At 61.6% G+C, this 23,438-nt stretch carries 17 protein-coding genes; 10 read left to right on the forward strand and 7 right to left on the reverse strand.

From position 1 onward, the window contains the following. Positions 1 to 75: 75 nt before the first annotated feature. A complete protein-coding gene (locus BW992_RS17935) occupies positions 76 to 1,386 on the reverse strand; it encodes an MFS transporter (RefSeq protein ID WP_072432293.1) in 1,311 nt (436 codons plus the stop codon). A gap of 160 nt (positions 1,387 to 1,546) precedes the next feature. On the opposite strand from BW992_RS17935, the gene BW992_RS17940 reads away from it, so the two are divergent. The 6 genes from BW992_RS17940 (at position 1,547) to BW992_RS17965 (ending at position 10,885) form a co-directional block, all read left to right on the forward strand. Beyond that, positions 1,547 to 2,671 (forward strand): sugar diacid recognition domain-containing protein, encoded by a 1,125-nt coding sequence (locus BW992_RS17940; protein WP_076406851.1) that lies wholly within the window; start codon positions 1,547 to 1,549, stop codon positions 2,669 to 2,671. A 169-nt stretch (positions 2,672 to 2,840) separates the two neighbouring features. Next, a complete protein-coding gene (locus tag BW992_RS17945; RefSeq protein ID WP_076406852.1) occupies positions 2,841 to 3,977 on the forward strand; it encodes a glycerate kinase in 1,137 nt (378 codons plus the stop codon). A gap of 62 nt (positions 3,978 to 4,039) precedes the next feature. Further along, complete coding sequence (locus tag BW992_RS17950) at positions 4,040 to 5,209, forward strand: pyridoxal phosphate-dependent aminotransferase (protein WP_072399023.1); 1,170 nt, start codon at positions 4,040 to 4,042, stop codon at positions 5,207 to 5,209. A gap of 269 nt (positions 5,210 to 5,478) precedes the next feature. Further along, the gene (locus BW992_RS17955; protein WP_148049153.1) at positions 5,479 to 6,222 is read left to right on the forward strand and encodes a hypothetical protein; all 744 of its coding nucleotides are present in this window, start codon (positions 5,479 to 5,481) and stop codon (positions 6,220 to 6,222) included. Between the two features lie 117 nt (positions 6,223 to 6,339). Next, on the forward strand, positions 6,340 to 8,346 hold the full coding sequence (locus tag BW992_RS17960) for a hypothetical protein (protein WP_076406853.1): 2,007 nt from the start codon (positions 6,340 to 6,342) through the stop codon (positions 8,344 to 8,346). Between the two features lie 316 nt (positions 8,347 to 8,662). Next, complete coding sequence (locus tag BW992_RS17965) at positions 8,663 to 10,885, forward strand: autotransporter outer membrane beta-barrel domain-containing protein (RefSeq protein ID WP_231991062.1); 2,223 nt, start codon at positions 8,663 to 8,665, stop codon at positions 10,883 to 10,885. Positions 10,886 to 10,985: 100 nt separating this feature from the next. On the opposite strand, the gene BW992_RS17970 is transcribed toward BW992_RS17965, so the two are convergent. From BW992_RS17970 to BW992_RS17980, 3 genes are all read right to left on the reverse strand, one after another. Beyond that, positions 10,986 to 11,432 carry a hypothetical protein gene (locus BW992_RS17970; protein ID WP_072399020.1) on the reverse strand — a complete coding sequence of 149 codons (447 nt, stop codon included), beginning with the start codon at positions 11,430 to 11,432 and terminating at the stop codon, positions 10,986 to 10,988. 134 nt (positions 11,433 to 11,566) lie between these two features. Further along, positions 11,567 to 14,698: an efflux RND transporter permease subunit gene (locus BW992_RS17975; RefSeq protein ID WP_076406854.1), complete on the reverse strand. Its 3,132-nt coding sequence runs from the start codon at positions 14,696 to 14,698 to the stop codon at positions 11,567 to 11,569. Between the two features lie 14 nt (positions 14,699 to 14,712). After that, the gene (locus BW992_RS17980; RefSeq protein WP_076406855.1) at positions 14,713 to 15,870 is read right to left on the reverse strand and encodes an efflux RND transporter periplasmic adaptor subunit; all 1,158 of its coding nucleotides are present in this window, start codon (positions 15,868 to 15,870) and stop codon (positions 14,713 to 14,715) included. A 265-nt stretch (positions 15,871 to 16,135) separates the two neighbouring features. On the opposite strand from BW992_RS17980, the gene BW992_RS17985 reads away from it, so the two are divergent. After that, entirely contained in the window at positions 16,136 to 16,837 is a 702-nt protein-coding gene (locus BW992_RS17985; protein ID WP_072399017.1) for a response regulator transcription factor, read from the forward strand. Between the two features lie 4 nt (positions 16,838 to 16,841). Continuing rightward, entirely contained in the window at positions 16,842 to 18,146 is a 1,305-nt protein-coding gene (locus BW992_RS17990; protein WP_072399016.1) for an ATP-binding protein, read from the forward strand. 57 nt (positions 18,147 to 18,203) lie between these two features. Here the strand turns inward: BW992_RS17990 and BW992_RS17995 are convergent, their stop codons facing one another. Together BW992_RS17995 and pncA are read right to left on the reverse strand one after the other, a co-directional pair. Next, positions 18,204 to 18,845 carry a DUF1345 domain-containing protein gene (locus BW992_RS17995; RefSeq protein ID WP_072399015.1) on the reverse strand — a complete coding sequence of 214 codons (642 nt, stop codon included), beginning with the start codon at positions 18,843 to 18,845 and terminating at the stop codon, positions 18,204 to 18,206. 12 nt (positions 18,846 to 18,857) lie between these two features. Next, the gene (gene pncA, locus BW992_RS18000; protein WP_072399014.1) at positions 18,858 to 19,499 is read right to left on the reverse strand and encodes a bifunctional nicotinamidase/pyrazinamidase; all 642 of its coding nucleotides are present in this window, start codon (positions 19,497 to 19,499) and stop codon (positions 18,858 to 18,860) included. 295 nt (positions 19,500 to 19,794) lie between these two features. On the opposite strand from pncA, the gene BW992_RS18005 reads away from it, so the two are divergent. Further along, entirely contained in the window at positions 19,795 to 21,873 is a 2,079-nt protein-coding gene (locus BW992_RS18005; RefSeq protein WP_083526399.1) for a putative bifunctional diguanylate cyclase/phosphodiesterase, read from the forward strand. A gap of 7 nt (positions 21,874 to 21,880) precedes the next feature. On the opposite strand, the gene BW992_RS18010 is transcribed toward BW992_RS18005, so the two are convergent. Beyond that, the gene (locus BW992_RS18010; RefSeq protein ID WP_076406856.1) at positions 21,881 to 22,984 is read right to left on the reverse strand and encodes a DNA alkylation repair protein; all 1,104 of its coding nucleotides are present in this window, start codon (positions 22,982 to 22,984) and stop codon (positions 21,881 to 21,883) included. 141 nt (positions 22,985 to 23,125) lie between these two features. Between BW992_RS18010 and BW992_RS18015 the strand changes: the two genes are divergently transcribed. Continuing rightward, complete coding sequence (locus BW992_RS18015) at positions 23,126 to 23,434, forward strand: RcnB family protein (RefSeq protein ID WP_072432301.1); 309 nt, start codon at positions 23,126 to 23,128, stop codon at positions 23,432 to 23,434. Positions 23,435 to 23,438: the final 4 nt, after the last annotated feature.

A 23,438-nucleotide genomic window follows, 5' to 3' on the forward strand; every position in this document is an offset into this window, starting at 1 on the left:
GCGTCGGATCAGTCGATATTGATGTTGACTGTTCGACGCTATCGCGAGCAAGCTCGCTCCCACAGAGGATTGGCGTCAGGCGCGCAGGGTGCGGGTCATGCGCAACGCCAACAGGCTGCCGCAGACGATCACGCCAGCCAGCAGGTACAACGCCGCATCGGTCGATCCGGTGACGTCCTTGACCCAACCCACCAGGTACGGGCTGAGGAAGCCCGCCATCTGTCCCATGGAGTTGATCAATGCCAGCCCACCGGCGGCCGCGCCGGCGCTGAGCAGGGCGGTGGGCACCGGCCAGAACATCGGCAGGCCGGTGAGGGCTCCCATGGTGGCGATGGACAGGCCGACAATGGCGATGGCCGGTGTGCCGGCGAAATTGACCGCGATCAGCAGCCCGACCGCGCCCATGAGCATCGGCACTACCAGGTGCCAGCGACGTTCCTTGCGCAGGTCCGCCGAGCGACCGACCAGCAACATGAACACGGCTGCCAGCAGATAAGGGATCGCGCTCAGCCAGCCGATCACCAGGTTATCGCTGAAGCCCAGGTTCTTGATGATCGACGGCAGCCAGAAGTTGATCGCGTACACCCCGCTCTGGATACAGAAATAGACTAGGCCGAACGCCCAGATCGCCGGATTCTTGAACACGGCGAGCAAGGAGTCGCTGGCGGTCTTCGGCTGGCTCGCCAGGTCTTGCGCATGGTCGGCAGTGAGTACGGCGCGCTCCTCGGCGGTCAGCCAGCGTGCGTTGGCGAAGGTGTCGCTGAGCAGGAAAAATGCCAGCGCTCCCAGGATGACCGTCGGTACCCCTTGCAGCAGGAACATCCACTGCCAGCCTGCCAGGCCACCCTGGCCGGCGGCGAAGTGATTGAGGATCCAACCGGAAAACGGGCTGCCCAGCAGGCCGGACACCGGGATGGCCGACATGAACAGCGCCATGATGCGGCCTCGACGGAACGTCGGGAACCATTGCGAGAGGTACAGCACCACGCCCGGGAAGAAACCGGCTTCAGCCGCGCCGGTGAACAGTCGCAGGGTATAGAACTGGGTGGGGGTGGTGACGAAGAGCAAGCAGGTCGACAGTGTGCCCCAGGTAATCATCATCAGGGCGATCCAGCGCCGCGGGCCGAACCGGGTCAGGGCCAGGTTGCTCGGCACGCCGCACAGCACGTAGCCGATAAAGAAGATCCCGGCACCGAGGCCGTACACGGTTTCGCTGAATTTCAGTGCGTCGAGCATCTGCAGCTTGGCGAAGCCGACGTTGACCCGGTCAAGGTAATTGAACAGGTAGCAGATGAAGATGAAGGGAATCAAACGCAGGGTAATGCGTTTGTAGACGGTGTTCTTTTCGTCTGGAGTAGCCAGGACGGCTGCTGCGCTCTGGGACATGGCGAGTCTCTCTTTATTATGATTTTTGCGAGCCAAGGGGTAACGTTGACCGCCCCTTGAGTCTCGGCCAGCCCAAGGCCCCGTGTCTTTGTGCCTGAGCACAGGGTTTGAGTGCCGACCCTGTGCGCCTGACCAATCACCCTTGCAAGGAACACCGTGCATGTTCGAACTCGATCACGACCTGGCGCAGGATATCGTCGACCGGGCGATGGCGATCCTGCCGTACAACGTCAATGTCATGGACAACCAGGGCCTGATACTGGGCAGTGGCGAGCGCGAGCGCATCAACACCCGTCACGAGGGCGCGCAGCTGGTATTGGCCAATGGCCGGGTGGTGGAAATCGATGCCCACACGGCGGTGCATCTCAAGGGCGTACAGCCGGGGATCAACCTGCCGCTGATGCTCGACCAGCGGCTGATCGGTGTGCTGGGCATCACAGGCGAGCCGGAGCAGTTGCGCACCTACGCCGAACTGGTGCGCATGACCGCCGAGATGCTCCTGGGCCAGCGCAACCAGCAGGCCGAACAGCAGTGGCGTCGTCAGCGTTGCGATGACCTGTTGGCGTTGCTGCTGGGCGATAGCGGGGATTCGCCACGCTTGCTGGACGAGGCGCAGCAGATGGGCCTCAAGCCGCAATTGTCGCGGGTGCCTTATCTGTTCGAGCTGGGTCTTGAGCATGGGCCCGGGCAGACCGTCGAGGCCCTGAGTGCCTGGCTGATATCCCGCTATCCCGACAGTTGGTGCCTGACCTCGTCCAAATCGTCGTTGCTCTGGTGCCGGCCGGTCAGCGCGTCGGTGGAGAACGAGCGGCTGCTGGCCAAGCTGGACGGATTGGGCTGGAACATCCTGCGGGTGGCGGTGGGTGGCCAGGCCGAAGGGCTGGCGGGCCTGCGCCGCTGCTACCGACGGGTCGGGGACCTGCTGGCCTATGGACGGGATGTGTTGCCGCAGCATCGCTTGCTGGTTCTCAACCGCTATCGCCTGCCCGTCATGCTCTGGCGCCATCGCAGCGACGATGCCCTGGACGAGCTGCTCACCCCGCTGCGCAAGGTGATGGCCAGGGACAGCAACGGCCAACTGCTCGCCACCTTGCGCAGCTGGTGCGAGCACGACGGCCAGAGCCAGGCCTGCGCCGACGCCCTGGGCATTCATCGCAACAGCCTGCGTTACCGCATGGAGCGGATCGCCGAACTCAGCGGCGTGGACCCGTTGCGGCTGGACGGGATGCTGGCGTTGTACCTGGGCGTGCAACTGCTGCCGCAGAGCGACCTTCCACCGGCATAGGCCCGTGGTGGCAGGCCTGCTCGCGATAAGGCCATCAGCCTCGACCCCACCCCTCGCCAGGTCGATATTGTGGAATTGAACAATAATGCCGGGTGTCTTTTGTGCGGCGGACCGGCGTCACGGCTGCGGTCAGCTGGCAGCATGCTGGGCATCGGAACCGGAGAACACTATGAAAATAATCATCGCCCCCGACTCGTTCAAGGACAGCCTCAGCGCCCAGGGCGTCGCCGATGCCATTGCGCTCGGGCTGGCCCAGGTCTGGCCGGATGCCCAATTGGTCAAGTGCCCTATGGCCGATGGCGGCGAGGGGACGGTGGAGTCGGTACTGGCCGCCTGCAACGGCGAGTGGCGTCGTAGCCCGGTCCGTGGCCCCTTGGGCGCTGCCGTCGAGGCGCGTTGGGGGTGGTTGGCCGACAGCCGCACCGCGATCATCGAGATGGCCGAGGCCAGCGGCTTGCAACTCGTGCCGCCGGGGCAGCGCGATGCCTGCTCCAGCAGCACCTACGGCACCGGCCAATTGATCCGCGCGGCGCTGGATGAGGGGGCCGAACGGGTCATCCTGGCCATCGGCGGCAGCGCCACCAACGATGGCGGTGCCGGTGCGATGCAGGCGCTGGGGGTGGCATTGCTGGACCGACGAAGCCAACCTCTGGGCCCCGGAGGCCTGGCCTTGGCGAACCTCTCGCGCATCGACCTCGCCGGCCTGGACCCGCGCCTGGCCCGGGTCAGTTTCGAAATCGCCGCCGATGTCGATAACCCGTTATGCGGTCCGCAGGGGGCTTCCGCCATTTTCGGTCCGCAGAAGGGCGCCTCGGCCTCGCAGGTGCAGAGCCTGGACCGCGCACTGGGTCATTACGCTGACCATTGCGCCGAGGCATTGGGCCGCGATGTTCGCGACGAACCGGGCAGTGGCGCCGCTGGCGGCCTGGGATTCGCGGCCAAGGCATTCCTGCAGGCGCAGTTCCGGACCGGTGTGGACGTCGTGGCCCAGTTGACCGGGCTGGCCGCAGCGCTCGAAGGCGCCGACCTGGTCATCACCGGCGAAGGCCGTTTCGACGCCCAGACCCTGCGCGGCAAGACCCCGTTTGGCGTGGCCCGCATGGCCCGCCAGCATGGCGTGCCGGTGCTGGTCATCGCCGGCACGTTGGGGCAGGGGTACGAGGCGCTGTATGAACACGGCGTCGATGCCGCCTTTGCCCTGGTCGCAGGCCCTACGACCTTGCAGGACGCCTGCGCTGATGCCCCGCGGCTGTTGACTGAGCGAGCCCGGGATATCGCGCGCCTCTGGCGAATGGCGGGTCGATAGGGTGGCGCGGTTCCTGATTTGCGATAGGGTTGAACCGGACCGCGCAAATTCAGGAGAAGTGCATGCGTTATTCAGCCTTGACCCAACGGATCGCCGGCGACGGCGCCGCTGCCTGGGAAATCCATGATCGGGCGCTAGCCATGCAAGGGCAGGGCATGGAAGTGTTGTTGCTATCGGTGGGCGATCCGGACTTCGATACACCGCAAGCCATCGTCACCGCCGCCATTGACAGCCTGCGGGCCGGGGAGACGCACTATTCGGATGTGCGCGGGCTGCACGGGCTGCGTCAGAGCATTGCCCGTCGCCACCGTCAACGCTGCGGCCAGCCCGTGGAGGCGCAGCACGTCACGGTGCTGCCGGGAGCGCAATGCGGGGTCTACGCGGTCGCGCAGTGCCTGCTCGACCCTGGTGACGAGGTGATCGTCGCCGAACCGATGTATGTCACCTACGAAGCCGTCTTTGGCGCCTGCGGGGCGAAGGTAGTGCCCGCGCCGGTGCGTCCGGAAAACGGTTTCCGGGTCGAGCCGGCCGAGGTGGCCCGGCTGATCACGCCGCGAACCCGCGCGTTGCTGCTCAACAGCCCGAACAATCCATCCGGCGCCAGCCTGCCGTTGGCGACCTGGCAGGCGCTGGCGCAGGTGTGCATTGAACACGACCTGTGGCTGATCAGCGACGAGGTCTACAGCGACCTGCTGTACGAGGGCGAGCACATCAGTCCGGCCAGCCTGCCGGGCATGGCTGAGCGCACCGCGACCATCAACAGCCTGTCCAAATCCCACGCCATGACCGGTTGGCGCATCGGTTGGGTCATCGGGCCTGAGCCCTTGGCCGAGCATCTGGCGAACCTGTCCCTGTGCATGCTGTTCGGCCTGCCTGACTTCGTCCAGCGCGCCGCCCAGGTCGCGCTGGAGGCGGATCTGCCGCAAGTGATGCAGATGCGTGAAGAGTATCGGCGGCGCCGGGACCTGGTGTGCGCCATGCTCGATGACTGTCCGGGCCTCAGGCCGGTGCGGCCCGATGGTGGCATGTTCGTAATGGTCGATGTGCGCGGCACCGGGCTCGCTGCCCAGGCATTCGCCGAGCATCTGCTGGATGGATATGGCGTGTCGGTGCTACCCGGCGAGGCATTCGGGCGAAGTGCGACGGGGCATATTCGCGTTGGCCTGGTGGTGGATCAATCGAGGCTGGCCGATGCCTGTCGGCGTATTGCCTTGTGCGCGGCGCGGTTGTAGCACGTGCGCGAGGCCGAACGTTTGCCTTCAAGTCGAGGACTCATCGCCGCCCGGGCGTCTGCGTGAGGAATTAAACCTGGATAATCTTCCGACCAGCGGTATTTCACACTGTCAGATATGACAGTTGGCAGCTCCGCAGGCCCGGCGCCTAATGAATTCAACGGCCGGGCTAAAACGAAAGGTGTTTCGGACGCACCTTTTTCGGAGAGCGAAATTCAATGTCACAGTCCCCTGAATACATGACAGCGGTCGCGTTGCGGATAGATGGCGTGAGCGACTCGAGTCCGGCCCGGATACCCAGAGATGTGTTGATCAATGGCACGACGGGAAGAGTTACGAGGCCATTGGGTTTTCCTCAAATTCCTAATGAACAAATAACGTTGACTGTTTACTGGGAACAAACCAATTACCCCTCCCAAACGGTAATTTTCCAGAGAACTTACACTGAAAGTGAGGATCAGCCGGAATTCACCTTTCCTATTACGCCTCAACATATGAGTGTTGATGGGACGGCCATCATTCGGTATGTCTGGATGATGTTCAATCCTGATCCTTCACCCAGACGTACCCTGATCATCGATCACACGTTGGCGCCAACGCTCCAGGAGCCGCACTATCCCGATAAGAACCCGCTGAATGGGTTTATCAACTGTGACACGGTGCCGCCCATCTGGGAAAAGATCAGGATCCAGATCAAGCCCGAATCCATCTTCGAGGAATTCGATGTATGCGTGCTTGAATGGCAGGGTTTCGAAACCTTGAATGGTCAGCCTCCGGCGCTCACACCGGTCCATGAGTTTCGCAAGACGTTGAGCAGGGATGAGGCGTTGAATGGATTCATCATCGAGATTCCCTTCGATCCCTATATAAGGCCCATGAAGGATTACGATTCGGGTGCCGCCCAATATACGATTTTTAGAAACACCATAGCCATTGCCAAATCCGAACGGGGAGTGGTGAGGTTGGACCGTATGATTCCCGGACAGGACGAGCCATGCGGGGGATTTGCCTGACCAACATGAGGGTCGGGTGTCGCCGTCAGTCTTTGACAGGTTTTCGAAGACAGTAAGAGTTGTATCGAATTTTTGCTCGACGGGCTGACCTCATTCATTTCTCAAGGAGAAACAAAAATGACTGTCAAAAGTAATGTCGTGAACTTGGATGGTGAGGAACTGACGTTGAACGAAGTCGCTGAACGCTCGCGATCGGCACTGCGTACAACCGGGGCCGAGTCGGGTGTCTTGGTTGATCCTCCTAGCATCGATGGCCAGATTGTCGACGATCTTATTCCTTTATCGGTGCTGGATCCGGGGCCCATGATTTTTCGATTTCCAATCAGTAAGATTGTGAACCCCCATGATGGCGATGCATATATATTGCAGCACAGGGACAAGAGTGGAGTAGTCACTACAATCGCAAGCGACTCGTTCGGCGCCATAGGAAACCGTCCACTGGAGATTGAAATACCCGTGGCTACGACATCCCTTGTCGATGACGATCTGCTTCGTGGATCAACCGCCTACGAGTATCGATTCTCTATTGTCCAAGGAGGTACTGGTAATCCGGACCGATCACCGTGGTTCAAGGCCGAAGTTGACCGGACTGCACCAGAGCAGGACAAGGCTTCAGGGCAGAAATTTCAGCCGGACCCTCCCGACCTGTTGAATTTGCCCGCCAGCACTATCGATGATGACTGGCTTGACAATAATTCAGCGCTTGAACTCAGCATTCATATTGGTTACCCGTTCTATCGCCCGGATGACAATATCGATGTCTACGCGGAAACCAACTATGGCACCGGAACGCCGATACACTCACAGTTTTTGACCTCCGGGACGGTTTCCGTTCCCAAGGATAAACTGCCTAAAATCGATGGCACTTATTTCATCTGGTATGTGTTGACCGATATCGTGGGGAATGCCAGTGAGGACTCTTTCTCGACGCGTGTAGCCGTTGTACGTCTTCCGCCACCTGGACTTTTTGAATGCGTCATCCCCAAAGGGGTTCCGCCGGACGCAATCGATCTCAAAGATATTGAAACGCCCGTCTACATCAACGTTGATCGTGCAACGAATGGGCTGGACGACGACAGGGTTTCGATGATTATCGGCAAAACCGGTAGGGCTTTCGAGTTGGGTTCGCTGCCGTTAGGTACGGCGCCGATGCTCCAGTTCGTAGCGACCAAAAGCAGAATTCTGGCGCTTTGGGATAACGCTACGGCACCCGTGGATATCTTTGCCAGGTATAACTACCTGAGGGGAACGGATTCGCCGATTCCTTCCGCCGTATTCGACACCCAGCTAGATTTCACCTATCGGGGCCCGGTGAATCCAGATTTCCCCAGTCTGGAAAACAAAGACATGGACGTCGTGACAGTCGTAGACTTCGAGGGCAATGTCGACCGTATAACTTCGAAGAATCGCGACAAAATCGCGACCATCAGCACACCCATGATTTCCGGCCCTACGACCTGGACAGCGCTGGGTGATGAAAAAGCCAAGCTCTGGTATGACGGTAACGAGATCTACAGCGAGGACATACCTGCCGGGCCCGTTACAGGCATATTGTCTTATGATATGGACCCTAATAATGGATTTGATTTTAAAGTCGGCTCCATCACTGTCTACTGGACAATTGAAGAGGACGGCGGTCGTAATAGAATGAAATCACCGGACAAGACGATCACGGTCGATCCAGTTCTTGTCACAATGCCAGCGCCTACCGTTTATCTCTTTGATGGCACATTTGTGACATGCCTCTCTTTGAAGGAAGAATCTTTTTTTGAGCTGCCCGTGACTGTTCAAATCGACTCGGCTTATATGCCGGCCGGTACTGTCGTCACAGTAAAGTCCGTCGGGACCACTGATGCAACGGGAAACACAGAAGTCCCGGGCACACAATTCAGCGATACCTATAGAGTGACAGGTATGGAGCCCAATGGAGAGTTCGTTCTGGATGTCCAACCCTATCTGGAAAAATTAAAGCCGATCCAGCCTCCGAATGGCAGCAGTCAGCCCAACGGTTGGATAAAGATATGGTATGAGGTTCCAGGCGTCCCAGACCCTTCGACTGCACTGTTCAACGAAGTCAGGTTTCTCAATACCAGTTTCAACTACTGCGATGAGGCCGATGGCTAATTTTCGATACGGCGATGTCGGAGGGAGGAATTGCTCTTTCCTCCGACATTCGAATCTATTGAAGATAAATCCTAGATCGTCACCAGACTATTCCTACATACCGCCTTTGTATAGATCTGTAGTTTACCGGCCGTCTTGGGTGGAGGGCTTTCGTCCGCCCACTAGCTAGGTCTTCCGTCGGAAGGACTTGTGAGGGTAATTCTATATGTGGTCAATAAAATACAATGGGACACGGCCAAGGACGGCAATCTGGCTTGGCGGTTCATCGCTGTGTTTTTCTTTATTACTCCCTGAATCCGTGCTCGGCGGGACACTGGTGGGTGGCAGCCAGACCATTACCGACGGCTATGCCGTGGAGTCGTGGGGGCTCACACAAGAGGCCACATTGAACGTGAATGGGGCGCAGACCCTGGACATCCTTGCTTTTGAGTCCACGTTGAATGCCAATGGTGCCGCCACCTTGGACATTTCAGCTTCCGACGGCTCGACGGTGAACCTGATCAACTCGACGGTCACCGGCGGCGATGCGCTTGCGGGCCTCGAACTGGTCAACAGCACCGCTACCATCACTGGCAGCACCGTCACCAGCAACAATATAGGCCTACAGGCAGCTCACGTGGTCGGTACTCCCACCGGTTCGACGGTCACGGCGGTCAATAGTCGTTTCACCGGCGCGACCGGTGGGGCTCGTGCGACGGCCTTCAGTGCCCTGACGTTTTCAAACTCAGTGGTCGAAGGGACGAACGCCGACAGTTTTGGCCTGGCGCTGCTGGGCGGGTCGGCTTCCGCAAGCGATGGAACCCGCATCATCGGTGGTCAGAACGGCGCGGTACTGCGCCTTGAAGGGGGTGTGGCAGCAGGCAATCAGTTGACCCTCGATGGATCGAGCGTCGAGGGCAGGAACGGTTCGGCCATTGTCGTGGATTACGCGGGCGCCACCGCACCGGCTTCCCGGATCGATGTGCTCAACGGCTCGACGTTGACCGGCAGCAACGGCACCATTCTCGAAGTGAAGGAGGCAGGCGATGCGGTGATGAACGTCGGACTCAGCAACCTGACGGGTAATGTCCAGGTCGCTGGCGACAGCAGGGCCGCATTGAACCTCACCCAGGCTACCTTGACCGGGGATGTACGGGCCGAGGCGGGTGGCACTGCAACGGTGGCCCTGCAGCAGGGTTCGCAGATGACCGGCATCATGGATAACGTGGCCACGGCCAGTATCGATGAGCAATCGGGTTGGACCATGACGGGCGACAGCCAGGTCGGCGACCTGGTGCTCAATGGCGGCACCGTGCGGTTCGGCGCCGATAATGCGTTCTATCGATTGAACGTAGACACCTTGTCCGGCAGTGGCCTGTTTGCAATCGGTACTGACTTCTCGACCAACCAGACCGATTTCCTCAATGTCACGGGCACGGCCACGGGTAATCATCAACTCATGATCGCCAGCAGCGGCGTCGATCCGGCCAGCGGCCAACCCATCCAGGTGGTCCATACCGGCGGCGGGGACGCCTCGTTCTCCCTGGCCAATGCCGGTGGTGAGGTTGACCTGGGCGCCTACTCCTACGGCTTGAAGCAGAGCGATACGGGCAACGATTGGTTCCTGGATCCTACCGCCCGCACCGTCAGCCCTTCCACCCGGGCGGTCATGGCACTGTTCAACACTGCGCCGACCGTCTGGTACGGTGAAATGATGTCGTTGCGCAGCCGGATGGGGGAGTTGCGCTTCAACTCGCAGAAATCCGGTGCCTGGATCAGGGCCTATGGCAACAAATACAACGTTTCCGACAGTTATGGCGCGGGCTATCGCCAGGCCCAGCACGGCTTCACCCTGGGTGCCGACGCACCGTTGCCGATGGGCGATGGACAATGGCTGCTGGGGGTCATGGCCGGTCACAGCACTTCTGACCTGGACCTGCATCGTGGTACTTCCGGTACGATCAAAAGTTACTACGTCGGTACCTACCTGACCTGGATGGATGATGTCAGTGGCTACTACGTCGACAGCGTACTGAAACTCAACCGTTTCCAGAACGATGCCAAGGTCGGCATGAGCGATGGCAAGCGTTCCAAGGGTGATTACGACAACAATGGTCTCGGTGGTTCGGTGGAGGTCGGTCGTAACATCAAACTGGACGACGGTTACTTCATCGAGCCATTCACCCAATGGTCTGCCGTGGCTATCCAGGGCAAGGATTACCATCTGGACAATGGCCTTCAGGCCGAAGGTGATCGTACCTATTCGTTCCTTGGCAAGGCCGGTGTCACGGCGGGTCGGGACATGCAACTGGACAATGGCGCGACGGTACAACCTTATGTACGCGCGGCATTCGCCCACGAGTTTTCCAAGAACAATGAAGTGAAAGTCAATAACAACGTATTCAATAATGATCTTTCGGGGTCGCGGGTCGAGTTGGGCGCGGGCATTGCCGTGAACCTGTCGGAGCGCTGGCAGGCCCATGCGGAAGTCGAATACATGAATGGCAAGGGCATTGAAATGCCGATAGGTGGAACCGTCGGCGTGCAATTCAAGTGGTGATACGCAGCCGGCACTGTCCTGCCCATAAAAGGTAATGCGTGCAAAAAGAGCCCTGGTTAAAACAGCCAGGGCTCTTTTTTTGACTCTTTCCAGACCATGACTACCAACTGAGTGCCGTATCGAAGTTGCCGGTGCACAGGTAAGTGCCACCTCCTTGGGCTTTATCGATTTGCGCTTCGAACGATCCGCTGAAACACATGCCCGGCCCAACCTGGTAGGTGATCTTGCCTGAGCGTGCCCGTTGCAATGTCGGCGCATCCGGATCGTCATAGTTGTTGTAGAGCAGGTTGACGTGCGCATCATCGACCGTGATGACAGCGTCCGTTTCTTCCTTGATGTCTTTGGAAAAGATGATCGTGAAGGTTCTTGGCCGGTTGTTTTTCCATTCGGTTGCCACCACGATCCACACTTCACCCCGTTTAGGGGTGGTAGAACCTTTCAATGTGGTCATGACTGCGCTGAAGTTTGAATTGTCCTCCAGGTTGGCCGTGAAGTTGACTTCCGACCCGAGAGGGTCCAGGGCTGGTTTCGTACTTGCGTTGCTCATGGATATAAGCTCCGTAATGTTCGGCGGGAGATCCAGCGGGCATCCTGCGATGTCATTGGCATGGAATGTTCATCTAAGACCCATCTTTCCCGCCTGTATACTGTCAGACATGACAACTGTACAAAGCCGTATTTTTATGGTTGATCTTTCAGATTTTCAAAGTCTTCCAGAATCCCCTTGTTGCGCTGTCTCGCCAGCTTCATCACCCCCACGAAAAACACCGGCACGAACACCACCGCCAATGTCGCGGTGATCATCCCACCAATCACCCCGGTGCCGATGGCCTGCTGGCTCGCCGAACTGGCGCCGGTAGCGATGGCCAGGGGTACCACGCCGAGGATGAAGGCCAGGGAGGTCATGATGATCGGACGCAGGCGCAAGCGCGCGGCCTGGAGCGTGGCATCGACCAGGTCATGGCCTTCGTCGTAGAGGCTCTTGGCGAACTCGATGATCAGGATGGCGTTCTTGGCCGACAGGCCGATGATGGTGACCAGCCCCACCTTGAAGAACACATCGTTGGGCATCCCGCGCAACGACACCGCCAGCACCGCGCCAAGCACGCCCAGTGGCACCACCAACAGGACCGAGGTGGGGATCGACCAGCTCTCGTACAGGGCTGCCAGGCACAGGAACACTACCAGCAGCGACAGGCCCAGCAGGATCGGCGCCTGGCTGCCGGACAGGCGCTCCTGCAACGACAGCCCGGTCCATTCCTGGCCCAGTCCCGCCGGACCTCGGGCCACCAGGCGTTCGATTTCCGCCATGGCTTCGCCGGTGCTGTGGCCAGGCGCCGGTTCGCCGGAAATGCTGATGGCCGGGTAGCCGTTGTAGCGGGTCAGTTGCGTCGGGCCCTGGGTCCATCGGGCCTGGACAAAGGCCGACAGCGGCACCATTTTCCCGCTGTCGTTGCGCACATGGATCTTCAACAGATCGGCGACCTGGCTGCGTTGATCGCCTTCGGCCTGGACCACCACCCGCTGCATCCGCCCCTGGTTGGGGAAGTCGTTGATGTAGCTTGAGCCCACGGCAGTCGCCAGCACGTTGCCGACGTCGGCGAAAGACACCCCCAAGGCATTGGCTTGCTTACGGTCCACTTCCAATTGCACTTGCGGCGCTTCGGCCAGGGCACTCTCGCGCACGTTCATCAGCACCGGGCTTTTTTCAGCGGCGGCGAGCAATTCGCTGCGAGCCTGCATGAGGGTGGCGTGGCCGAGCCCACCGCGATCCTGCAAGCGGAACTCGAAACCGCTGGAAGTCCCCAGGCCATCCACTGGCGGCGGGAGAACAGCGAAGGCCACGGCATCCTTGATCCGGCCGAAGGCCTGGTTGGCGCGCTCGGCAATGGAGCTTGCCGAGTCGTCGCTGCCACGGTCCGACCAGTCCTTGAGGGTGGTGAACGCCAGCGCGGCATTCTGCCCGCTGCCGGAAAAGCTGAAGCCGAGGATCACCGTGCTGTCGCCCACCCCCGGCTCGCCGGCGTTGTGCGACTCGATCTGCTCGACCACCTGCACCGTGCGGTTCTTGCTCGCGCCGGGCGGCAGCTGGATATCGGTGATGGTATAGCCCTGGTCTTCCACCGGCAGGAAGGAGGAGGGCAAGCGACTGAACAGCAGGCCCAGGCTCACCAGCAATACGCCGTAGATCAGCAGATAGCGCCCGGTGCGTTTCAATGCATAGGCCACCCAACCTTGATAACGATCACTCAATTGATCGAAACGCCGATTGAACCAGCCGAAGAATCCGCCTTTGGCGTGGTGTTCGCCCTGGGCGATGGGTTTTAACAAGGTCGCGCAAAGCGCCGGGGTCAACGTCAAGGCGAGGAAGGCTGAAAACAGAATCGACGTGGCCATGGACAGCGAGAACTGCCGATAGATGACCCCTACCGAGCCTTGCATGAACGCCATCGGAATGAACACCGCCACCAGCACCAGGGTGATGCCGACGATCGCGCCGGTGATCTGCCGCATCGCCTTGCGCGTCGCCTCCCTGGGGGACAAGCCCTCGCTGACCATGATCCGCTCGACGTTCTCCACCACCACGATGGCGTCGTCCACCAGGATGCCGATGGCCAGCACCATGCCGAACATGGTCAGCACGTTGATGGAAAAACCCAGGGCAAGCATGGTGGCGAACGTCCCCATCAGGGCCACGGGCACCACCAGGGTCGGGATCAAGGTGTAGCGGATGTTCTGCAGGAACAGGAACATCACGGCGAACACCAGCAGCATGGCCTCGCCGAGGGTATAGACCACTTTGGTGATAGAGACTTTGACGAAAGGCGAGGTGTCGTAGGGGATCTTGTATTCCACGCCGGCCGGAAAATAGCGCGCCAGTTCGTCCATTTTTTCCCGTACCAGGGTCGCCGTGCTCAGGGCGTTGGCCCCGGGTGACAACTGCACGCTGACGGCGGTGGACGGCTTGCCGTTCAAGCGCGTGGAAAATTGATATTCCTGGCTGCCGACCTCGACCCGGGCCACATCGGCGATGCGCACGGTAGAGCCGTCGGGATTGGCCTTGAGCACGATGTCGGCGAATTCTTCAGGCGTCGACAGTTGGCCCTTGACCAGGACGGTCGCGGTGATTTCCTGGGTGGTACGGGTCGGCAGATCACCGATGCTGCCCGCCGACACCTGGGCATTCTGCGCCACGATGGCGGCGTTGACGTCGGCCGGCGTCAGGTTGAAGCCCAGCAGCTTCTGTGGGTCGATCCAGATCCGCATCGCCCGTTCGGCGCCGTACAACTGCGCCTTGCCGACACCGTCCAGGCGCTTGATCTCGTTCATCACGTTGCGCGCCAGGTAATCGCTGAGGGCCACATCGTCGAGCTTGCCGTCACTGGAGGTCAGGGTGATCAGCAACAGGAACCCGGCCGAGACCTTGTCCACCTGCAGGCCTTGCTGAGTGACCGCCTGAGGCAGGCGCGACTCCACGGCCTTGAGGCGATTCTGTACGTCGACCTGGGCCAGTTCGGGGTTGGTCCCGGGCTGGAACGTCGCGGTGATGGTGGCGCTGCCCAGGCTGCTCTGGGAACCGAAGTACAACAGGTTGTCGGCGCCGTTGAGCTCTTCTTCGATCAGGCTGACCACGCTTTCGTCCACGGTCTGCGCCGAGGCGCCCGGGTATACCGCATAGATCTCGATCTGCGGTGGCGCGACGTCCGGGTACTGCGCCACCGGCAGCTTCGGGATGGCCAGCGCACCGGCCAGCAGGATGAACAACGCCACCACCCAGGCGAACACCGGGCGGTCGATAAAGAACTGCGGCATAGGAAACGTCCTGCTTACTGCCCAGGGACCTGGGCAAGGGGAAGAGGGGAGTCGTCGATCCGGACTTTTTCACCGGGGCGGGCGTGTTGCAGGCCTTGCACCACGATGCGGTCGCCGGGCTTCAGGCCGTGGGTGACGATCCAGCGGTCGTTTTGTACGGCGCCCAGTTCCACCGGTTGCAGGCTGACCTGTTGTTGCGCGTCGAGCAGCAATACCTGGGCCACGCCGGCGCTGTCTCGCTGGATGGCCTGTTGCGGCACGCTGATGCCTTGCCGATCGAAGGCTTGCTCCAGGCGTACGCGCACGAAGCTGCCCGGCAACAGGTCGAGGTCAGGGTTGGGAAATTCGCTGCGCAGGGTGATCTGGCCGGTGCCCGGGTCGACGGCGATGTCGGTGAACAGCAGCTTGCCCGGCAACGGGTAGAGGCTGCCGTCGTCCTGGATCAACGTGGCCTTGGCCTGGTCCTGGCCGACCTGCTGCAACTGTCCGGAGCGCAAGGCCCGGCGCAGCTCGTTGAGCTCGCGGGTCGATTGCGTAAGGTCGGCGTGGATCGGGTTCAATTGCTGGATGAGGGCCAGCGGCGTGGTTTCGTTCTGGCCCACCAGCGCGCCCTCGGTCACCAGTGCCCGGCCGATGCGCCCGGCAATCGGCGCGGTGACCGTGGCATAGTCCAGGTTCAGCCTGGCCCGCTCCACGGCGGCCTTGTTGGCGGCGACATCGGCGGCAGTCTGGCGGACGGCCGCGCGGGCATTGTCGTAGTCCTGGCCGCTGATGGCATTGTCGGCGATCAACTGCGAATAACGTTGCTCTTGCAGGCGGGCCTGGAACGCGTTGGCCTCTGCCTTGCGCAACGCGGCTTCGGCGCTGTCCAGGTCGGCCTTGAACGGGGCCGGGTCGATGCGGAACAGCACATCGCCTTTCTTCACGTCGCTGCCTTCGCGATACACCCGTTGCAACACCACGCCGGGAACGCGTGCACGGACTTCGGCGGTTCGCGGCGCGGCGATGCGCCCGCTCAGTTCACTGCTGATGGACAGCGGCCGGGCCTGGATCGTTTCGATGGTTACGGTGGCCAGCGGCGCTTCGTCGGCCGGGGGCAAGGCGCTGTCGCAGGCGCTCAACAGCAGCGCCCCGAGCAACAGGCCCAGGGTGGCGAAGGTATTCGTTGACATGGTGCTTCCCCAATAATGAACGCTGCCATGCTACGGGGGGCGGCCGCAGGCAACGGTAAAGCTTTGTAGGGGGTGTGTGAAATTGTGTAAGGGTTTTGTTCGCGGGTGGGTGAGGGCGTATATCCTTGGCTGCTTGAGATTTTCCGCGCTTGTCCTATCGCCATCGCGAGCAAGCTCGCCCCCACAATGATCACGCGAACCCTGTGGGGGCGAGCTTGCCCGCGATGAGGCCTTGCCAGGCGCCCCAGCACTTTCTGGAAACACGATGCCCAACATCCTCCTGGTCGAAGACGACACCGCCCTCTGCGAACTGATCGCCAGTTACCTGGAGCGCAACGGCTATCAGGTCAGCGTGCTCAGCCGTGGCGATCATGTGCGTGAGCGGGCGCGGGTCGACCCGCCGGACCTGGTGATCCTCGACCTCATGCTGCCAGGGCTGGACGGCTTGCAGGTCTGCCGTCTGCTGCGGGCCGACTCGGCGACGTTGCCGATCCTGATGCTCACCGCCCGGGACGACAGTCACGACCAGGTGCTCGGCCTGGAGATGGGCGCCGACGACTACGTCACCAAGCCCTGCGAGCCACGGGTATTGCTGGCGCGGGTGCGCACCTTGCTGCGGCGCAGCAGCCTCACCGAACCCCAGACGGCCAACGACCGCATCCTGATGGGCAACCTGTGCATCGACTTGTCCGAGCGCACCGTGATCTGGCGCGGCCAGCCGGTGGAACTGTCCAGTGGCGAATACAACCTGCTGGTGGTGCTGGCACGGCATTCGGGGGAAGTGCTGAGCCGCGACCAGATCCTGCAACGCCTGCGGGGCATCGAGTTCAACGGCACCGACCGTTCGGTGGACGTGGCGATATCCAAGCTGCGCCGCAAGTTCGACGACAACGCCGGCGAGGCGCGCAAGATCAAGACCGTGTGGGGCAAGGGTTACCTGTTCAGCCGTTCCGAGTGGGAATGCTGAGCCCATGTGGAAACTGCTGATCCGTCTTTACCTGGTGACCATCGTCTCCTACAGCGCGGCGATCTACCTGATGCCCGAACTGGTGATCCGCCTGTTCCACGAGCGCTTCCTGACCTATAACCTCGACTATTCACGTGGCCTGCAAACCCTGATGGTCAAGCAGTTCCATGCAGCGCCCGTGGCGCAGTGGCCGGCGCTGGCGGCGCAGATGGACAAGGAATTCGACCCGCTGCGCATCGAGCTGGCGTCCATCGACGACAGCGGTTTCAGCCCCGACGAGCAGGCGCGCCTCAAGCGCGGTGAGAACGTGGTGCGCCTCGGCGAATGGGGCTGGCGGACCCTGGCGGTGTCGCCCCTGGACGGGCAGGTGGCGGTCAAGATGGTCGTGCCGCCGGATCCGGCCGATGTCAGCTGGTTGTACTGGAGCATCAACGTGTTGATCGGCGCGACGCTGCTCGCCTGCCTGTTGCTCTGGCTGCGCCCCCACTGGCGCGATCTGGAGCGCCTCAAGCGCACCGCCGAACGTTTCGGCAAGGGGCATTTGAGCGAACGAACCCTCATCGCCTCCAGCTCCAACATCGGCAGCCTGGCCCATGTGTTCGATACCATGGCCGGCGACATCGAGAACCTGCTCAACCAGCAGCGCGACTTGCTCAACGCCGTCTCCCACGAACTGCGCACACCCTTGACCCGGCTCGACTTCGGCCTGGCCCTGGCACTGTCCGATGACCTGCCACCGGCCAGCCGCGAACGCCTGCAAGGGTTGGTGGCGCACATTCGCGAGCTGGACGAACTGGTGCTGGAGTTGCTGTCCTACAGTCGCCTGCAGAACCCCGAGCGCCTGCCCGAGCGGGTCGAGGTGCCGCTGGACGAGTTCATCGACAGCATCCTGGGCAGTGTCGATGAAGACCTGGCAGCGCCGGACGTGGTGATCGACGTGCTGTTGCACGGCACCCTGGAGCGTTTCGTGCTGGATCCGCGCCTGACCGCCCGGGCGCTGCAGAATCTGTTGCGCAACGCCATGCGCTATTGCGAAAAGCGCATCCAGGTCGGGGTGCTGGTCAGCGACCAGGGCTGCGAGATCTGGGTGGACGACGATGGCATCGGCATTCCCGACGACGAGCGCGAGCGGGTGTTCGAGCCGTTCTACCGCCTGGATCGCAGCCGTGACCGTGCCACCGGCGGCTTCGGCCTCGGCCTGGCCATCAGTCGCCGCGCCCTGGAGGCCCAGGGCGGCACGTTGACGGTCGAGCCCTCGCCCCTGGGCGGCGCGCGGTTCAGGCTGTGGCTGGCGACGCCCCAGTCATAGGCTACGGTTTCCCGTGGCGAGGGGATTTATCCCCGCAGGAGCGCGAAGCGGTCCCTTTCACCCGAACAACCCCGCCGCGATATTGATCGAGAACCCCAGGATCGCGGTGTTGAACACGAAGCCGATCAACGATTGTGCCAGCACGATCTTGCGCAACTGCCGGGTGGCGACGCCCACGTCCGAGGTCTGCACCGCCACGCCGATGGTGAACGAGAAATAAAGGAAGTCCCAATAGTTGGGCGTGGTCAGGCCTTCGGCGAAGCGCAAGGCCGGCTCCTTGCCGTCCCAGGTGTAATACAGTCGTGCATAGTGGACACTGAAGATCACGCCGATCAGCAACCATGAACCCAGCACCGTGAGTGCGGTGAAGCCATAGTGCAGCAGCTTGCCGGATGCCTGCAGGTCACGGCTGCCGGCCAGTTCCAGGGTGATGGTCGCCAGGCTGGCCAGTGCCGCGATGCAGACCATCAGCAGGACCAGCCCGGCGTTCTCGTCTTCGATTTCGGCGATGCGCCGGACATCGGGTGCCTTGGCCTTCACGGTCAGCCAGAACATCAATGCCAGGTACGTCCAGACCCCGACATTCCAGCCGATCAGGATCCTGCCGATGACCGAGTCGGCGGGCGCCAGCACACCCGCCGTCAGCCCCAACAGTGCGGCGGCGCAGAGACGTGGGTGGGTACGGGGCAGGAAGGACATGGACACCAGAGCCTAGCCTGTCAGGACGCTGGACTGGATCAGCTCTACGTTCGCTTCCTGCATCCGCCGGATTGCCGATTCCATCGAGCCCTCGGTGTCGATACCCCGGCAGGCGTCGAGCAGCACGAAGGCATTGAACCCCGCCGCCCGGGCATCCAGGGCCGAGAACATCACGCAGAAATCCAGGGCCAGGCCCACCAGGTATACGGTGTCGATGCCGCGTTCCTTGAGGTAGCCGGTCAGGCCGGTGGGAGTCTGGCGGTCAGCTTCCATGAAGGCCGAATAACTGTCGATGCCCGGGTTGCACCCCTTGCGAATGATCAGCTGTGCGTGGGGCAGGTCCAGTGCCGGGTGCAGCTCGGCGCCCTGGGTACCCTGGATGCAGTGGTCGGGCCAGAGCTTCTGCTCGCCGTAGGGCAGTTCGATCAGGTCGAAAGGTTGTCTGCCCGGATGACTGGAGGCAAACGAGGCATGCCCGGCAGGGTGCCAGTCCTGCGCGAGAATGACCTGCCTGAATGAGCGGCCCAGCCGGTTGATCAACGGCACGATTTCATCGCCCCCTGGAACGGCCAGTTGGCCACCTGGGATGAAATCGTTCTGTACGTCGATCACCAGCAGCGCGGTGTTCGTGGTTCGGGTGTCGTGCACTGGCATGGCTGCAATCTCCTTATAAGGCCTCCCCAGCTTAGCCAAACAGGCTTTGGATCAGTGTGTTTTTTTGCAAGACCAATGAGTCGGCACCTGACCCGATCGGCAACGTGCATATCGGCAGGCACTTCTTGTATGCGAGTCAGCCAGCGCTCGCCATCAGGGGCTGGGGCGCGAAGTGTCTTTCGTCGCAAATAATGGCTTTTTGATATTTGTGGCGATGCGTCTGCGGCGCGCTTGTGTACAATCGCAACCTAAACCGGGCATGGAGGCAGTTCGGCTTCAGTACGAGAAAACATCCATGCTTATCGGCAGTTATTCCCCCGCCCTTGTTTTGATTTCCCTCCTGGTCGCTGTCCTGGCATCTTATACCGCGCTGGACCTGGCCGGCCGTATCGCCACCACCCAGGGGCGCGCCGCCCGGTTGTGGATGACCGGTGGCGCGCTGGCGATGGGGGTGGGTGTCTGGTCCATGCATTTCATCGGCATGCTGGCGTTCACCCTGCCCATAGAGCTTGGCTACGACGTCTCGATCACCGCGCTGTCGTTGCTGATCGCCATCCTTTCCTGCGGTTTCGCCCTGTGGCTGGTCAGCCAGCCCCGGCTGCCTGCCTGGCAGTTGGCTTTCGGCGCGCTGTTCATGGGGGCCGGCATCAGTGCCATGCACTACACCGGCATGGCAGCGCTGCAGATGCAGCCGGGGATCGACTACGACCCGACGCTGTTCGGCGCCTCGCTGGTGATCGCGGTGGGGGCTTCGGCGGCTGCCTTGTGGATCGCCTTTCGCCTGCGCCAGAACACGCCGCACGTACGACTGGCACGTGCCGGCGCGGCGGTGATCATGGGTATTGCCATTGTCGGCATGCACTACACCGGCATGGCCGGGGCACGGTTCAGCGAGGGCAGTTTCTGCGGCGCCCTTGGCGGATTGAGCGGCAAGGGCCTGGACAACCTGGTGCTGATCACGACCCTGGCGGTGCTGTCCATTGCCTTGCTGACATCGATACTCGACGCTCGCCTGGAAGCCCGCACCGCGGAGCTGGCGCAATCCTTGACCCTGGCCAACCGGGAATTGACCCAGCTGGCCTTGCACGACCCCCTGACCGGGTTGCCCAACCGCGTGTTGCTGGCCGACCGCATCGGCCAGGCGATGTACCGGGTGCGGGAGCAGGGCGGTTGCTTTGCCTTGATGTTCATCGACCTGGACGGCTTCAAGCCGGTCAACGACGCTTTCGGTCATCACATGGGTGACCTGTTGTTGCGCGAGGTGGCCCTGCGCCTGCGCGAAGACCTGCGCAGCCAGGACACCCTGGCGCGAATTGGCGGTGACGAATTCGTGTTGCTGGTGCAATTGGCCGAAGCGGATGACGCCTTGCGGCTGGCGGCGCGCCAGGTGGGGTTGATCGGTCGTACGTTCCGGGTCGCCGAGCATGAGCTGCAGATTTCCGCCAGCGTCGGCATTGCGCTGTATCCGGGCAACGGCCATAGCGCCGAAGAGTTGCTGATGAATGCCGATGCGGCGATGTATCACGCCAAAGGCACTGGCAAGAACGGCTACAGTTTTTTCGACGCGTCGATGAACAGCAATGCCCGCCGCCAGCTGCAACTGCTTCAGGATCTGCGTATCGCCGTCGAACAGCGGCAGTTCAGCCTGCATTACCAGCCCAAGTTCGACGCCGCCAACGGTCGTCCGGTCGGTGCCGAGGCCTTGTTGCGCTGGGTTCATCCGACCCAGGGCCTGTTGATGCCCGATACCTTCATCGACCTGGCGGAAAAGACCGGCCTGATCATCGCCATCGGCGAATGGGTGCTCAACGAGGCCTGTCGCCAGATGCGCGAATGGTACGTGCTCGGCTATACCGACTGGCGCATCGCGGTGAACCTGTCGGCGTTGCAGTTCTGCCACGCGGGCCTGGTGCAAAGCGTGGCCACGGCGCTGGCGACGCACTGCCTGCCGGCCAACAGCCTGACCCTGGAAATCACTGAAACCACGGCCATGAGCGACGCGGATGCGAGCATGACGGTGTTGCAACAGCTATCGGACATGGGCGTGGACTTGTCCATCGACGACTTCGGTACCGGCTATTCGAGCCTGATGTACCTCAAGCGCCTTCCGGCCAATGAATTGAAGATCGATCGCGGTTTCGTGCGTGACCTGGAGCATGACAGCGACGATGCGGCCATCGTCTCGGCCATTGTCGCCCTCGGCCAGGCCCTGGGCCTGCGCATTGTCGCCGAAGGTGTGGAGACCGATGTGCAGCAGAGCTTCCTGACCCGGTTGGGCTGCGATTCGTTGCAAGGCTACCTGCTGGGCCATCCGTTGCCGGCGGAGCGTTTCCTGCAGAATATCCGCCAGGCGCCACGGATGGTGGCGGTCTGACTGGGCGTCACCCAAGGATATCGAACGCCGTGCTGCCCAATCGCTCGCCATTGACCAGCAGGTGCACCGCATGCCGGCCCGCGTAGTGCCGGCGAGTGGTCAGCTCGCGGATGAATTGGGAGCGACTCAGGGCGACGCAGCCGTGGGCCGGCAGATCGAAGGTCTTTAGCTTGAAGACCTTGGCCGAGGTGCCGCCCGAGGCTTTCACATAATCGATGGCATAGTCGATCACCAGGCGCTGGGGCTTTTCCAGGGTGGAATGCACCTTGAAGGACAGCGTGATCTGGTCTCCGAGGCGAATCACCCCAGGCGTCACCTTCAATTCCGAAACCTGGACCTGGGCCTTGCCGCCGACCCCGATGACGGCCAGCGCCCTGGGATCGCCCTGCTTGATCAGGCTGCGCAGCGCATGTCGGGCGATCCAGGCGGTATGGCGGTCTTGCAGCGGCCAGCCTTCGATCCGGTCGAGCACCCAGTCGGGATGCTGCTTGGTCACATCGTTGAGATGATTGGCCACGGACTTGCGCACATAGAGGCTGCTATCGGCCTTGAGGGTCTCCAGGATAGCGGCGGTGAGCTCGGGGTTGGCCTGGATCGGCTCCAGGTGAAACGACCACGGCAGCCGCGGACGGCTGCCTTCGCTGGCCAGGCGTCGTACGTGCTCGTTGGGATCCAGCGCCCAGGTGTGCATGACCTTGAGGCAGCGTTCCAGATCATCGCGCAGGAAGTGCCGCACCGCGAATTCCGAAGAGCCGAACCGGGTGAAATACTTGAGCGCGTCCAGGGACAGGTCGAAGGCGTGCCGGCCATGGCAGGCGACATAGTGCGGCAGGAACATGCTGACGAACATGCTGTTCAGGCGCGGGGCCAGGTCCCGCAGCACGTCCAGCGAGGCTTCATAGCTCAGGGGCAGCACCGCATGCAGGCATTCGCTGACCCGGGCCATGCGTTGCATCACCGACAACTCGGCCAGCCCGTCGTTGGCCATGCGCAGGAAGGCCTTGGCATCGAATGCCGGGTACACCGCGCTCATTTGGCTGGCGATGTGTTCCAGGCGCGCGGCGTTGAAGATTTCCTTGAGGGCAGGGGAGGCAGTGGTCGGGGTCGTCATGGTGAGGGCCGATGTCCAAGGGGTGGTCACTATATCCCGTGGCGAGGGCGCAAGCTTCCCTCGCCACGGCTACAGCCAATGGAATGATTCGTCGCTGGCGAAGTCCCAGCTTCAGTCCCTCGCAAAACTGGAGTTTTTTCTATGCGTAAACCAACCCTGACCGCCAGCCTGCTCCTGATCGCCGGCCTCGCCGCCCTCGGGCCTGCCGCCCAGGCAGTCGAGAAGACCGGCGATGCCCTGGAGCATTCGCCAAGCAATGGTCGCAGGCTGGTGGAGAACGACCGCGTGCCGGCGGACTACCAGCGCGCCGACAGGGCCGTGAAGGATTGGAAACAGAAGCAGCTCGAGCAGCCGACAAGCGAGCAGCAATGGGTGCATATCGACGACAAATACCTGCTGATCGAAACCGTCTCGGGCGCCATCGTCAAGATCGTTCCGGCCACGCGTTAGGCTT

This window comes from Pseudomonas sp. 7SR1 (assembly GCF_900156465.1).
Lineage (GTDB): Bacteria > Pseudomonadota > Gammaproteobacteria > Pseudomonadales > Pseudomonadaceae > Aquipseudomonas.

Coding starts and splice junctions, on each gene's coding strand:
- BW992_RS17935 (WP_072432293.1), bottom strand. CDS start 1,386: ATGTCCCAGAGCGCAGCAGCCGTCCTGGCTACTCCAGACGAAAAGAAC.
- BW992_RS17940 (WP_076406851.1), top strand. CDS start 1,547: ATGTTCGAACTCGATCACGACCTGGCGCAGGATATCGTCGACCGGGCG.
- BW992_RS17945 (WP_076406852.1), top strand. CDS start 2,841: ATGAAAATAATCATCGCCCCCGACTCGTTCAAGGACAGCCTCAGCGCC.
- BW992_RS17950 (WP_072399023.1), top strand. CDS start 4,040: ATGCGTTATTCAGCCTTGACCCAACGGATCGCCGGCGACGGCGCCGCT.
- BW992_RS17960 (WP_076406853.1), top strand. CDS start 6,340: ATGACTGTCAAAAGTAATGTCGTGAACTTGGATGGTGAGGAACTGACG.
- BW992_RS17970 (WP_072399020.1), bottom strand. CDS start 11,432: ATGAGCAACGCAAGTACGAAACCAGCCCTGGACCCTCTCGGGTCGGAA.
- BW992_RS17975 (WP_076406854.1), bottom strand. CDS start 14,698: ATGCCGCAGTTCTTTATCGACCGCCCGGTGTTCGCCTGGGTGGTGGCG.
- BW992_RS17980 (WP_076406855.1), bottom strand. CDS start 15,870: ATGTCAACGAATACCTTCGCCACCCTGGGCCTGTTGCTCGGGGCGCTG.
- BW992_RS17985 (WP_072399017.1), top strand. CDS start 16,136: ATGCCCAACATCCTCCTGGTCGAAGACGACACCGCCCTCTGCGAACTG.
- BW992_RS17990 (WP_072399016.1), top strand. CDS start 16,842: ATGTGGAAACTGCTGATCCGTCTTTACCTGGTGACCATCGTCTCCTAC.
- BW992_RS17995 (WP_072399015.1), bottom strand. CDS start 18,845: ATGTCCTTCCTGCCCCGTACCCACCCACGTCTCTGCGCCGCCGCACTG.
- pncA (WP_072399014.1), bottom strand. CDS start 19,499: ATGCCAGTGCACGACACCCGAACCACGAACACCGCGCTGCTGGTGATC.
- BW992_RS18005 (WP_083526399.1), top strand. CDS start 19,795: ATGCTTATCGGCAGTTATTCCCCCGCCCTTGTTTTGATTTCCCTCCTG.
- BW992_RS18010 (WP_076406856.1), bottom strand. CDS start 22,984: ATGACGACCCCGACCACTGCCTCCCCTGCCCTCAAGGAAATCTTCAAC.
- BW992_RS18015 (WP_072432301.1), top strand. CDS start 23,126: ATGCGTAAACCAACCCTGACCGCCAGCCTGCTCCTGATCGCCGGCCTC.